Here is a 12,031-nt window from a genome sequence, read left to right as displayed (position 1 = left end):
CGCGCGTTGAACGGCGCGCGCGGGGCGGGGTGTTGAGGACGCAACGCGGTGGGGGGATGCGTGTGCAACAGCCCGGCCAGCTTCCTTGCATGCCCATGCCAGGCGCAATCGATGAAAGCCCAGACTTACGAGCCGCAACTGCGCAGCAGTGCGCGCCCCTCCGCCGTTGCGACATGAAGCGACCGTCCCGCCCTGCGGACGGTGGTCAGCAGGCCGGCCGCGCGCAGCACCTTGACGTGCTGGCTGATGGCCGGGTGGGTGACCGCGAGGAGACGGGCGAGCTCGACCGTGGACGAACCGGTGCGGGCCGCCCTGAGGACCGCGGCGCGGGTGTGGCCGATGAGCGGCCCCAAGGCGCCGTCGTCCGGACGGACGGGGGGTGCGGGGTGGGGCGTGGAGTGGGTCCAGTCCATCGCGTGGTCGATGGGATACACCAGGACGGGCGGCAGTTCGCCGTCGGCGAGCGTGACAGGCGTGGGCCAGCAGAAGAACGAGGGCTGCAGGGTGAGCCCTCGGCCGTCGAGCCGCAGCTGATGGTCCACGGGATAGTCGGCCTCCAGCACCGGCGGGTTCCAGCGCAGTTGAGGCCCAAGGCCCGCCAGGAGCCCGTCCGTCCCGCCGTCGAGGAGGCTGTGCAGGCGAGTGATGCGGTCGGCGTCGATCTGGGCATGGATGCGGGGCCAGAACGGCGCGAGCGCCTCCAGGTGGTACGTATGGAGGGCTTGCCCCAACTGCCGCAGAGCGGCGGCGTCGCCCTGCGCCAGCGACTCCGTCCAGCCCGGGAGCCGGCGCGATGCGGCCACCCGTGTCAGATCAGTGCGCAGCCGCGGCCGGGGCGTGCGCACGAGCGTGTCGACCGCCGCGTGGAGCGTCTCGCCTGCTCCGTGGGTGGGCGTGAGGAAGTCCGGGGAGCAGCCGTGCGGCGGGAGGAGGGGCGAGAGGAGTCGGCAGCTGTCCGAGAGGCGCGGCCTCGCCCACTGCCGCCAGGCCCCGAACACCCTTGCTCCGTCGCGCCGTTGGAGCGTCTGCACACTGTTGCTGATCTCCCAGAGGAAGTCAGGGCCCGATGCGACCCGCACCCGCGCCAGGTCCTCGGCCGTGAAGTACACCCGCAGCATGGCCCGCCTCTCCCCCTGTGCCCGTGCCCGGTCCCGTGGTCGCCGCGTCGCCGCGCGGCAGGGCTCCAGGCGATCGCCGTGGGGCGGTTGCTGTCAAGAGAGGCGGCTGGTGCCGCGACCCTCAAGTTCTGCTCTGAAGCGGCGAGGGAGAGGAATGTGCGCTCCCGCCGTCGGGCACCACAGCCGAAGGACGGGTGCCCGGATGAGGGGGTGGGGGCATGCGGATGCACTTCGAGCGGGCCACGACGACGACAACGGCGGGTAAGCGAACGGCACTTGGCCTGTACGAGGTCGCCTATCTGGCGGGTGGGCCGCGGCGCGTGGTGGAGTGCGTGGTGATCGCGCTTGCCGAGCGCGAACTGGTCAGGCTCAGGGCCACACGCATACACGCCGTGGACGCCGTGGACGTGGAGTTGCCGGAGCAGCTGGTCGAGCGCGCCCTGGTCATGGCGTGCCCGAGCAGCCACAGCACGGCGTCCGTGTGCGCCGACCTCCGGAAGTCCCCTGAGGTGGCGGAGATCGGCGGCCGGCTCGCCGACCTGGGTCTGGTGACCAGGGTCCCGGCACCAACTGACCCGGGTCGGCCAACAGCGGCTCCGGACGGCGGAGGAGGACGAGAGCCTCCCGGCCTACGTGTTCGCCGGGGCCGGGGTCCTCCCCCAGGGCACGGTCCGACGCGACTGAAAAGCGCCGTGCCTACTGCGGCACGTTCAGGACGAAGTCGAAGTCGGCCTCCTTCGCGTTTCCGACGGTGCGTACGTTCATGAGCAGCCGGGCGTCGAAGATCGGGTCCGTGTTGTTGCGCGGCTCTCCGGGGAAGTACAGCTGGGTCGTGAGCACCGGGCGTCCCGGGGCCTGCACCTTGACGTGCAGGTGCCGCGTGCGGCCCGGGTAGAGGCCGGGCACGATCGTGGTGAGTTTGAACGCGCCGTTCGCGTCGGTGAACTGGTGGCCCCGGAAGCGGTACCCCGTGTTGTCGTACGTCCCGTAGGTGTCGGCCTGCCAGAAGTCCATCAGGACCCGGGAGACCGGCCGGCAGGCGCGCCCGAAGACGTAGCCGGTGACGGTGAGCCGTACGCCCGGGGTGCCGGGCTGGAGGAGCGAGGTGCGCTGGGGCGAGTTGGGTTTGAAGTACGGCCCCTCCATCTGCGGGGGTGTCGGGTCGTCGCCGTCGTCGCAGGCCGGGGTCGCCTCCGGCAGCACGCCCCGCTCGCCGGCGGTGCGGGCCAGTGCGGGGACGCCCATGAAGGCCACGGGCAGGGACATGCCCACCGCGGCGGCCGCTCTCAGGACGGTCTTGCGGCTGGGGCCGCCGCCGTGGGATCCCTTCGGCTCATCGGTCCCGCCGCCGTCTCCTATGCCGTCTCCGGTCGTGCCGATCTCGCGCTCCATCGCTCCTCCTGAGGGGGGTGGGGTGGGTTCCGGATCGGCTCCGAAGCTATGCGGACGGCTGAGCGCGGGCGATGGACTCAAGTCGGTGGTCGTGGTGAATATCGCCGCGGCCGCGCCGGAAGTCCCCGGGGCTCGCGCCGGTCTCGCGGCGGAAGAAGCGGCAGAAGTAGGCGGCGTCACCGAAGCCGATCCGGCCCGCGACCTGACGGACCGACAACTCCGTTCTCAGCAAAAGGCGTTTGGCCTCGTGCACGCGGGCCTGCCGGATCAGTTCGCCGGGCGTGCGGCCGGTGGACGTCTTCACCGCCTCGCTGAGGTAGCTCTCGGAGACGCCGAGGTGTCGCGCGCTCTCGCGCACGGACCAGAGAGGGCCCTCCGGGGCGCCGAGCAGGGCCACGAATGCGGCGGCGACGGAGCCGGGCCGGGTGTGCGGGGCCGGTGTGACGGCGTCCGGACGGTGTGCGGGCAGCCGCGCCGCGCGGACCACGAGTACGTGCAGCAGGGCCCGCAGCACGCTATGGAATCCGTCGGCCCCGGCACGGTACTCACCGTCCAGCTCGGCGACGAGGCGCGAGGTCCCGTCGGCGGTCTCGTCGCGGAGTTCGAGCCAGGAGCGCCGACCGAGCCCGCGCAGTGCGTGGCGGTCGGCGGGGTGGTCCAGGAGGAAGTCGTCGGTGAAGAGGATGACGCTTCCCTCCAGGCCGGTGACGTTCTCCCAGTGGTGGACCTGGCCGGGGGCGATGAAGAAGAGGTTCGGCGGCCGCAGGGCGAACCCGGCCAGGTCGACGACGTGCCTGCCGGTGCCGCCCGTGACGTGGACGATCTCGTGGAAGGTGTGCCGGTGCGGGAACGCCGCACGCGACATCGGCCCGATGGTGTCGAAGGTGCCGATGGCGAACGGCAGCGCGTTGGGCATCGGCACTTCCAGGCGGTGCGTCGGCATCCCTTCCTCGCCGGGTAATCCGCTGTTCCCCTCTCCGGGCAAGACCGTTGTGCCGCGCATGCGTACGCTCCTCACCACGACCGATAGCTGGTCCAGACCAGCTGGCTCCCCCACCATGGCACGCCCCGTCACCGGCGGGCAGAGGTCGGCCACGGTCCGCCACTGAGCCGGGAGCGGCTCCCGGCGTGACAATGGGGGTGCGGAACACGCCTGCCGTTGCGGAGAGGGGGTCCACGGATGCCGTACATCACTGTCACCGCTCTGAGCCACCCTGGGCTCGTACGCGATCACAACGAGGACAGCCTGGCCGTCGGCCCATGGACGCTGTGCGGGACGATGACCGAGAACCCGCAGACCCTGGGGTTCCCGCTCGGCAACCCCCTGGTCGTCGCGGTCGCCGACGGCATCGGCGGCCAGCCGGGCGGCGAGGTGGCCAGCGGCCTGGTCGTGCGGCAGCTTGCGGCCATCGGGCCGTCGCTGGACGGCGAGCAGGCCGTTCATGACGCACTGATCGCCTGCAATCACGCCGTGTACGCGGCTGCCGAGCGCGATCCGGAGCTGACGACCATGGGGACGACGGTCGCGGGTGTTGTCCTCCTGGGGAAAGAGCTGGTCGTGTTCAACGTCGGCGACAGCCGCGTGCTCGACGTGAGCCTCGGCCGCGAAGACGGCGCGCTCCGCCAGGTGAGCGTCGACGACAGCCCGCCGCCCGCGCCCGGCCGGCGCACCACGTCGATCGTCACCCAGGCGCTGGGCGGTGCGCTCCGGTTCAGCGCGATCACCCCACACGTCAGCACGTTGCCGCTCGTCGGGGGTGAACGTTTCCTGGTGTGTTCCGACGGCCTGACCGATCCCGTGCCCGAGGACACGCTGAACGAGCTGCTCACGGCCCACGACAGCGGCCGGGCGGTCTTCGAACTGTGGAAGGCCGCCATCGACGCCGGCGGCCCCGACAACATCACTCTCGCGCTGATCTCGGTCGTCGACGACGAGTGAGGCCGGGTCCGCCGAGAAGCCGCCGGTAAGCCAGGGACTCCTGATGCGATCACGTACGCTCGCCGGATGGCGAAGTATTTTGACGTGCACCCCGACAACCCCCAGTCGCGCAGCATCAGCACCGTGGCCGACAGCATCCGGTCCGGTGCGCTGATCGCGTATCCGACGGACTCCTGTTTCGCGCTCGGATGCCAGCTGGGCAACCGTGACGGCCTGGACCGGATCCGCAAGATCCGGAACCTCGACGATCGCCACCACTTCACCCTGGTGTGCCAGAACTTCGCGCAGCTGGGTCAGTTCGTGCACGTCGACAACGACGTGTTCCGTGCGATCAAGGCGGCGACGCCGGGCAGCTACACCTTCATCCTGCCCGCGACGAAGGAGGTGCCGCGCCAGCTCCTGCACCCCAAGAAGAAGACGGTCGGCGTCCGGATTCCCGACCATGTCGTCACGCAGGCCCTGCTCACCGAGCTCGGTGAGCCGCTGCTCTCCAGCACCCTGCTCCTGCCCGACGAGGAGGAGCCGCTCACCCAGGGCTGGGAGATCAAGGAACGCCTCGACCACGTCGTGGACGCCGTCGTCGACTCGGGCGACTGCGGCACGAGCCCGACCACGGTCATCGACTTCTCCGACGGCGAGGCCGAGATCGTGCGCCGCGGCGCGGGCGACACCTCGCGGTTCGAGTAGCCGCTCCGGGTCACCGCAGGCCGGTGACCCGCATCGTGATGTTCAGGCGGCCCGAGGTCAGTCCGGTGGCGGGGTCAGCGGTGCCCTCGTGGACCTTGGGCACGCCGTGGAAGACGTAGCGCGAGGGGCCGCCGAAGACGAACAGGTCGCCCGAGGCCAGTTCGATGTCGGTGTAGGGCTTGGTGCGGGTCTCCGTGTTGCCCACGCGGAAGACGCAGGTGTCGCCGATGGACAGGGACACCACCGGGGCCGACGACCGCTCGTCCTTGTCCTGGTGCATGCCCATCCTGGCCTGCCCGTCATAGAAGTTGATCAGCGCCGTGTCCGGGGTGTAGGTGTCCGGGGTGTAGGTGTCCGGGGTGTAGGTGTCCGGGGTGCGGTCGGCCGCGCCCGACGCGTCGCCGTACGCCGCCGTGAGCGCCCGGCGGCCCAGCTCGACCAGCCAGTCCGGGAACTCCGCGACGCGTCGGCCGTTCACGTCGTCGGCGGTCCGCGTGTAGCGGTACGGCTGCCAGTGCCAGCCCACGCACACCGTCTGCACGGACATCACCCCGCCGCGCGGCAGCTCGGTGTGGCGGATCGGCACGGGGCCGGTGGCCCACGCACGGCACGCCGTGACGAGTTCGCGCTGCTGATCCAGGGTGAGCCACTGCGGCACGTGCACCGCTCCGGGGGCGATCTCCGTGGTGGGCCGCGGGATCAGGGCGCTCACGGGGTCACCTCGGCGGGCAGCCGCGTGGTGACCCAGCGGTGGCGTACGTCCCAGGTGGCGCCGTAGGCGGTGGCGCCGCGCAGGCCGTGCAGGACGTCGTCCCCGGCGAGGGCGGGGACCCGGGAGTCGTGCAGGGAGGCGAAGGCGTAGCTGCGGGCCGGGTCCCAGTCGGTGGAGTGGCGCAGGCGGCGGGCCAGCTGGGCGAACCCGAGGGGGGCCGCGGCCAGTACCCAGGCGTCGGGGATTTCCGCGGTGAGCCGGTGCGCGGGGCGCAGCCAGGACGCGGCGGTCTCGGGCCAGCTCACCGTGGCGAGGACCGTGCCGCCGCGGGCCGTCCACGCGGTGGCGAAGGCTTCGGCGGCGGCCCGGGAGGCGGCGTCGCGGCTGTGGCCGACGGTGACGGTCTCGATCCGCGCCTTCGGGAGGGTCAACAGGCGGATGAGAGCGGCGAGTTCGGCTTCGGTGTGGGCGGCGGGCGCGGGCAGGTCCGCGTGGGCGGCCAGCTCGGCGGCGCCGATGAGGGGTGAGCGGGAGGACTCCCGCTCCTTCAGGATGCTCATGGTGTGCCGGTGCTTTCTGGGTCTGCTTTCCAGCGAGCGTACTGAGCGGGCAGACAGACCGCACAGGGGCGGTATCCGGCCGCGATCGCGGTGGCCTCGTCGGGGAAGAACACCCGGTGGGTGGCGTAGGGGCCGCGGGCGACGGCCCGCAGGGCGGAGGGGCAGTCGAGGCGGCCGTACAGGCGCCCTCGGCGGTGCCCGCCCAGGGTGCCGGGTATGCCGCTGGGGTACGGCTTCCCGTCCGGGCCGCACAAGGTGTACGTACGCGGGCCCGGCTCGCCGCTTGCCCGGGAGGGGTTCACGCCGCGTCGTGGAAGACCAGGCCCAGTGCGTGCCGGCGTCCGGAGCGGACGGTGCTCACGCCGTGCCGCATCGGCCCGGTCGACCAGCCGCGCTTCGAGGCGACGGGCCGGTCGCGGGTCGTGAAGACCAGCCCGTGCCCCTGCGGCAGGGTCGTGGACGATCCGCGGGACTGGGCGCGGGGACGCTGCTCGGTCATGATGAACTCGCCGCCGGTGAAATCGGCTCCCGGGGCGTCGAGTCCGACGACGACCTGGAGCGGGAAGAGCATCTCACCGAAGACGTCGCGGTGCAGGGCGTTCCAGTCGCCGGGTCCGTAACGGAGCAGGATCTGCGCGGACTTGGCCTGCCCGGCCGCATGGCACATCTCCACCCACTCCCCCAGTCTGTCGGGCCAGGGGGCGGGCTTGCCGAGCCGCGCGGCCCAGTCGCGGGCGATGGGCAGCAGCCGGGGGTAGAACGCCTCGCGCAACTCCCGTACGACATCGGGGAGGTCGTGGGTGAAGTAGCGGTACTGGCCGGAGCCGAAGCGGTAGCGGGCCATGTCGATGGTGGAGCGGAAGCGGTCGGTGTCGTCGTACAGGGCGGCGATGTCGCGGCAGGCCTCGGGAGTCAGGAGCCGGCCGGTGAGGGCGTGGCCGTGCTCGTCCAGCTCGGCGGCCAGCGCGTCCCAGTCCCCCGCCGCGACGCGTTCGCCGACGCGGCCGGCCGCCGGGTGAGCGGTGGTGTCGATCATGATGAGGACCCTTCGTGGTCGTGCGGGTCAGACGAGAGTGGGCTGCAGGGCGCCTTCGAGGGTGAGGAGCCGGACCTTGCGCTCCACGCCGCCCGCGTAGCCCCGCATGGAGCCGTCCGCGCCGATCACGCGGTGGCAGGGGCGCACGAGGAGCAGCGGGTTCGCGCCGATCGCGGCGCCCAGGGCCTGGATCCGGCCGCGGTCCACGCCGATCCGCCCGGCGAGTTCGCCGTAGGTGGTCGACGTGCCGTACGGGATCTCCTCCAGGGCGCTCCAGACGCGCCGCTGGAAGTCCGTGCCGCTCGGGGTGAACTCGATGTCGAACGAGGCGAGTTCACCGGCGAAGTAGGCGGACAGCTGTCGTGCGATGCCGGAGAAGCGGTCGCGGTCGTGGGCCCAACTGCTGTGCACGGCGGGTGCGTTCTTCTGTCCGGGCATGGACAGTGACGTCAGTGCCACGCCGCCGTCCGGTGTCGGTTCACCCACGAGCAGCAGTTCACCGAGCGGGCTGGTGATGGTCGTGTGGACGGTCATCATGACCTCCCTCTGCTTCCTTTTCCTGGCTTTCCTTGCACCTCAACAGTGCGGTGTCGCAGGCACGCATGCTGGCGGGATTCGGACATGGCGCCGGCGTCAGCGGGCGTTGTGGAAGATCACGCCGAGCGTGTTGCGGTGGCCGGACTCCACGGCGTTCGTGCCGTGCCGCATGGGGTGGCGGCGGTAGCCGTTCCGGCCGGGTACGGGCCGGTGGGGGAAGACGATGTCGCCGTAGATGTCCTGGTGCAGGCAGGCGTAGTCGCCCTCGCCGTAGTTCAGGATCAGCGGGGTGGGGCGCCGTTGACCGTTCGCCGCGCACTCGGCGCTCAGCTCGTCCAGCGTGGGCGGGAAGGTGCGCTCGCCGAGGCGCGGGGCCCATTGGTTGGCCATCCACGCCATCGGCGGACACCACGGTCGAGCGGAACAGGCCTGGGCTGATTCATGTTCCCGGTCCTTGGCGGGCCGGGGCAGGGCTGCCCCGGCCTACTCGATGCTCGCCGGATGCGCCTGCGGGCGCTGGCGGCATTCGGACGCGGCGTTCATGGTCGCCTGCGCCTTGGGTACCTCGGATGAACCCGGGGTCCCGGTCCGCTTCTGCCGCCGCGTCATGCCCACTCCGACGAGTACGACCGCCATCCCCGCGGCCACCCGGAAGCTGAAGGCCTCGTCGAGCACGATGGCGCCCAGCGCGACGGAGACCACCGGAAGGAGGTACCCGACGGTCGCGGCGTTGGTGGCGCCCTCGTCCGCGATGATCCGGTAGGTGAGGTGGAACGTGATGCCGGTGGCGAAGATCCCCAGGATGACGACGGCGATCAGGGCCGTGGGGTCGACGTGGACCGTCTCCAGGCCGCCGACCGGCAGGGCCAGCGCCGTCAGGCCCGTCGCCGCCATGAGCTGGGCCGCGGAGAGCGACAGCGTGGGCATGCCCTTCCCGACGAGGTGATGCCCCATGTAGGCGAAGCCGACGGCGTAGCTCGCCGCCGCCCCCACGATCGCGAGAGCGCCCCAGCTCGTCAGCCCTGACTGCTGCCACGGGGCGAAGATCAGCGACGTACCCGCGAACCCGATGAGGAGCCCGGCGAGACGTACGGGGCGCAGTCCTCGTTCCGTGCCGATGCCGAAGCCGATCAGGACGGACCACAGCGGAGTCGTCGCGTTCAGCGCCCCCGCCACCCCGGAGTCGACTGTCTGCTGCCCGATGCTGAACAGCCCGAAGGGCAGGGTGTTGCAGAAGAACGCGGCGACGAAGATGTGCTTCCACGTCGCGCGGCCCCGGGGAAGGCGCTTGCGTGTGCTGACGAGCAGGACCGCCAGGGTGGCCGCCCCGAGAGTGCAGCGCAGGAGTGTGACCTGGACGGGAGACAGGCCGTCCAGCGCCAGTTTGATCCACAGGAAGGTCGATCCCCAGAGGAGGGCGAGCACACCCACCCTCGCCGCTGCCCACGTTCTTCCAGGGACACCGTTCACTGTTGCTCTCCTTGTTCCTTGTTCGGGCCGTTGTCAGCCGACGTCAGGAACGATGCCGCCGACGACCTGAAAGAACAAGCAACAAGTTTTGAACATTCATTAAGCTCAGCTACATCCGTGGTGCCTACTTCAGGACGCTGACCCCGTTCGCCGTCACGATCGCCGCGATGGCCAGCCACTCCACCCAGCCCAGGGACTGCCCCAGGACGGCCATGCCCACCAGCGCCGCGAGGACCGGGTTGACGCTCATGGAGATCCCGAAGAAGCGGGCGTCGACCCGGCGCAGGGCGAGCAGATCGGTGAGAAACGGGACCGCGGAGGAGAGGATGCCCGCGGCGGCCGCGCAGCCGAGGGTGGAGGCCGTCGGCGGGTGGTGGGCGAGCACCACGATGCCGACCGGGAGATAGAGGAGCCCAGAGATTCCCGCCGCCGCTGCCGACCCCTCGACGCCGGGCAGCCGGGCCCCGACCGTGCGGTTGAGCAGGATGTACGAGGCCCAGCAGGCCGCGGCGAGCAGCCCGAGCGCGATGCCGGTGTAGTCCGTGCTGGGCTGCGGGCGGACCAGCGCCACCACCGCGGCCCCCGCCACGACCGCGCAGCCGAGGTCCACCGCACGGCGGGACGCGGCCAGCGCGACCGACAGCGGGCCCAGGAACTCCAGGGTCACCGCGAGCCCGAGACCCACGCGGTCGATCGCGGTGTACAGGGAGAGGTTCATGGTGGCGAAGACCGCCGCCAGGCACAGCAGCGGCCACCACTGCCGCCAGGTGAAGGCGCGCACCTTGGGCCTGCCCACCGCCAGGAGCACGGCTCCCGCGACCCATTGCCGTACGGCCACCACACCGGCGGGACCGATGACGCCGAACGCCAAGGCGCCCGTGGCGGCGCCGACCTGGTTGGACAGGCCGCTGCCGAACATCATCGCCATGCCTGGGAGGCGACTTCGTGAACTGCCCGTGGCCGCCGGGGCACCGGGAGCGGCCTCGACGCCCTGGACGACGGCGGGCACGGCATGGCTCTGAGACGTTCGCATGCACCGCAGGATGCGTCATCCACGTACATACGGAAAATGCATGCGCGTGCTCATCCATACGCTCTGGTTATCCATGCACGCCGGTCATCCCTACACTGCGGTCATGGATCTGGAACTGCGGCATCTGCGCTGCCTCGTCGCCATCGTCGACAGCGGCGGCTTCACTGATGCCGCCGCCGAGTTGGGTGTCTCCCAGGCGGCCGTGTCCCGCACCCTCGGCGGCCTTGAGGACGTCCTCGGGGTGCGGCTGCTGCACCGCACAAGCCGCAGCGTCACGCCGACGACCGCGGGAGTGCAGGTGCTCGCCCGGGCACGGCACCTGCTCGCGGAGGCCGATGACCTCATCCGGGAGGCGACCACCGGACACACCCGGCTGCGCATCGGCCACGCCTGGTCGGCGATGGGCCGCCACACCGCGGAGTTCCAGCGCCGCTGGGCCGCCGAACACCCGGACGTCGAGCTGTACTTGATCCGGACGAACTCGGCGACCGGTGGACTCGCCGAGGGCCTGTGCGACCTCGCCGTCGTCCGTACCGCCTTCGACGAGACCCGTTTCGCCAGCGCCGTCGTCGGTCAGGAACGCCGCTTCTGCGCTCTGGCCGACGACGACCCGTGGGCCGGACGACGGTCCATCCCCCTGGCCGACATACGGGAGCGGACGCTCCTCATCGACCGGCGCACCGGCACCACCACGGCCGAGCTGTGGCCCGAAGAGGCTCGCCCCCCGGTGGAGTACACCCAGGACATCGACGACTGGCTGGCCATCATCGCGTCCGGGCGCTGCGTCGGCCTCACCCCGGAGAGCACCGCCAACCAGTACCGCAGGGACGGTGTCGTGTTCCGCCCGCTGCGTGACGCCGACCCCATCGCCGTGCATCTCATCTGGCGCCGCCACGACCCGCACCCGATGACGCACGCCGCGGTGGCACTCCTGACCGATCTCTACCGCAAGTGAGGCGGCGGACCGTCCGTGCCGAGCTGCAGACCGGGCCGTCCCGCCACCACCGGACCGCCGTTGCCGGGTCCTGCAGGGGGGCTCCCCGCGAGGATCCGCTTCCCCGCGGCTCCGTACACGTGCTTGACGTGGAGCCGTATCACCAGGCGCCGCTCGCGCACCATGGCGGCGCGGAACCCCTCCCAGTCGGGGTGCTCGCCCTGGAACCCCCGGAAGACCAGGGCCAGTTCGTCGGCGACCGCGTCATGCGGATCGGTCACGACCGGCGTCAGTTCGGCGTCGCCCTCGGCAATCATGTACGAGAACCCCGCGCCGTCCGTGACGAGGAAGCTCGCGCGCGGATCACGGCGCAGATTGCGGGTCTTGGCGCGGCTGTCGGTGACCATGAGGCGGATGACGCGCTCGTCGGGGTCGTAGGCATAACCGACGTTGGAGAGTTGCGGGCGGCCGTCGCGTTTGAGGGTGACGAGCGTGCCGATGCGCTGCTCCTGGAGCAGTTCGAGCAGGGCATTGTCGTCGACTTTCCCTAAGTGCTCAGTCATGCGGCGAGAATACGGCGGGCCACGGCTGTCCAGACAGCGGAACCGTCCCT

Annotated in this window: 14 protein-coding genes and 2 pseudogenes; 4 read left to right on the top strand and 12 right to left on the bottom strand. The window is 71.2% G+C overall.

Annotated elements, in window-relative coordinates:
• Positions 1 to 125: 125 nt before the first annotated feature.
• Positions 126 to 1,118 (bottom strand): ArsR/SmtB family transcription factor, encoded by a 993-nt coding sequence (locus OG302_RS38570; protein ID WP_371749399.1) that lies wholly within the window; start codon positions 1,116 to 1,118, stop codon positions 126 to 128.
• A 218-nt stretch (positions 1,119 to 1,336) separates the two neighbouring features.
• Here OG302_RS38570 and OG302_RS38565 point away from each other — a divergent pair, with 218 nt between their 5' ends.
• Positions 1,337 to 1,885, top strand: a complete 549-nt coding sequence (locus OG302_RS38565; RefSeq protein WP_371749398.1) for a TIGR04222 domain-containing membrane protein — start codon at positions 1,337 to 1,339, stop codon at positions 1,883 to 1,885.
• Here the strand turns inward: OG302_RS38565 and OG302_RS38560 are convergent.
• Together OG302_RS38560 and OG302_RS38555 are read right to left on the bottom strand one after the other, a co-directional pair.
• Positions 1,818 to 2,510 (bottom strand): annotated as a pseudogene (locus tag OG302_RS38560) (dioxygenase); the annotation flags it as partial. The gene OG302_RS38565 and the pseudogene OG302_RS38560 overlap by 68 nt on opposite strands.
• A gap of 46 nt (positions 2,511 to 2,556) precedes the next feature.
• Entirely contained in the window at positions 2,557 to 3,513 is a 957-nt protein-coding gene (locus tag OG302_RS38555) for an AraC family transcriptional regulator (protein ID WP_371749397.1), read from the bottom strand.
• Between the two features lie 177 nt (positions 3,514 to 3,690).
• Here OG302_RS38555 and OG302_RS38550 point away from each other — a divergent pair, with 177 nt between their 5' ends.
• Positions 3,691 to 4,449 carry a PP2C family serine/threonine-protein phosphatase gene (locus OG302_RS38550; RefSeq protein WP_371749396.1) on the top strand — a complete coding sequence of 253 codons (759 nt, stop codon included), beginning with the start codon at positions 3,691 to 3,693 and terminating at the stop codon, positions 4,447 to 4,449.
• 66 nt (positions 4,450 to 4,515) lie between these two features.
• The gene (locus OG302_RS38545) at positions 4,516 to 5,136 is read left to right on the top strand and encodes an L-threonylcarbamoyladenylate synthase (RefSeq protein ID WP_371749395.1); all 621 of its coding nucleotides are present in this window, start codon (positions 4,516 to 4,518) and stop codon (positions 5,134 to 5,136) included.
• A gap of 10 nt (positions 5,137 to 5,146) precedes the next feature.
• On the opposite strand, the gene OG302_RS38540 is transcribed toward OG302_RS38545, so the two are convergent.
• The 8 genes from OG302_RS38540 to OG302_RS38505 form a co-directional block, all read right to left on the bottom strand.
• The gene (locus tag OG302_RS38540) at positions 5,147 to 5,848 is read right to left on the bottom strand and encodes an alpha-ketoglutarate-dependent dioxygenase AlkB (RefSeq protein WP_371749394.1); all 702 of its coding nucleotides are present in this window, start codon (positions 5,846 to 5,848) and stop codon (positions 5,147 to 5,149) included.
• A complete protein-coding gene (locus OG302_RS38535; protein WP_371749393.1) occupies positions 5,845 to 6,408 on the bottom strand; it encodes a hypothetical protein in 564 nt (187 codons plus the stop codon). Before OG302_RS38535 ends, OG302_RS38540 begins: the two co-directional genes overlap by 4 nt.
• On the bottom strand, positions 6,405 to 6,710 hold the full coding sequence (locus tag OG302_RS38530; protein ID WP_371749392.1) for an Ada metal-binding domain-containing protein: 306 nt from the start codon (positions 6,708 to 6,710) through the stop codon (positions 6,405 to 6,407). Before OG302_RS38530 ends, OG302_RS38535 begins: the two co-directional genes overlap by 4 nt.
• Positions 6,707 to 7,444 carry a 2OG-Fe(II) oxygenase gene (locus OG302_RS38525; RefSeq protein WP_371749391.1) on the bottom strand — a complete coding sequence of 246 codons (738 nt, stop codon included), beginning with the start codon at positions 7,442 to 7,444 and terminating at the stop codon, positions 6,707 to 6,709. Before OG302_RS38525 ends, OG302_RS38530 begins: the two co-directional genes overlap by 4 nt.
• A gap of 27 nt (positions 7,445 to 7,471) precedes the next feature.
• Entirely contained in the window at positions 7,472 to 7,978 is a 507-nt protein-coding gene (locus OG302_RS38520) for a methylated-DNA--[protein]-cysteine S-methyltransferase (RefSeq protein ID WP_371749390.1), read from the bottom strand.
• A 99-nt stretch (positions 7,979 to 8,077) separates the two neighbouring features.
• Complete coding sequence (locus OG302_RS38515; RefSeq protein ID WP_371749389.1) at positions 8,078 to 8,371, bottom strand: 2OG-Fe(II) oxygenase; 294 nt, start codon at positions 8,369 to 8,371, stop codon at positions 8,078 to 8,080.
• A gap of 93 nt (positions 8,372 to 8,464) precedes the next feature.
• Positions 8,465 to 9,451 (bottom strand): DMT family transporter, encoded by a 987-nt coding sequence (locus OG302_RS38510; protein WP_371749388.1) that lies wholly within the window; start codon positions 9,449 to 9,451, stop codon positions 8,465 to 8,467.
• 124 nt (positions 9,452 to 9,575) lie between these two features.
• On the bottom strand, positions 9,576 to 10,484 hold the full coding sequence (locus OG302_RS38505; RefSeq protein WP_371749387.1) for a DMT family transporter: 909 nt from the start codon (positions 10,482 to 10,484) through the stop codon (positions 9,576 to 9,578).
• 103 nt (positions 10,485 to 10,587) lie between these two features.
• Here OG302_RS38505 and OG302_RS38500 point away from each other — a divergent pair, with 103 nt between their 5' ends.
• The gene (locus OG302_RS38500; RefSeq protein WP_371749386.1) at positions 10,588 to 11,439 is read left to right on the top strand and encodes a LysR family transcriptional regulator; all 852 of its coding nucleotides are present in this window, start codon (positions 10,588 to 10,590) and stop codon (positions 11,437 to 11,439) included.
• A 110-nt stretch (positions 11,440 to 11,549) separates the two neighbouring features.
• Here the strand turns inward: OG302_RS38500 and OG302_RS38495 are convergent.
• A pseudogene (locus OG302_RS38495) lies at positions 11,550 to 11,981 on the bottom strand (PPOX class F420-dependent oxidoreductase); the annotation flags it as partial.
• Positions 11,982 to 12,031: the final 50 nt, after the last annotated feature.

Source organism: Streptomyces sp. NBC_01283, assembly GCF_041435335.1.
GTDB lineage: Bacteria > Actinomycetota > Actinomycetes > Streptomycetales > Streptomycetaceae > Streptomyces.
Note: the sequence above shows the minus strand (reverse complement) of the source record. Positions and strands in the feature narration are given on the sequence as shown.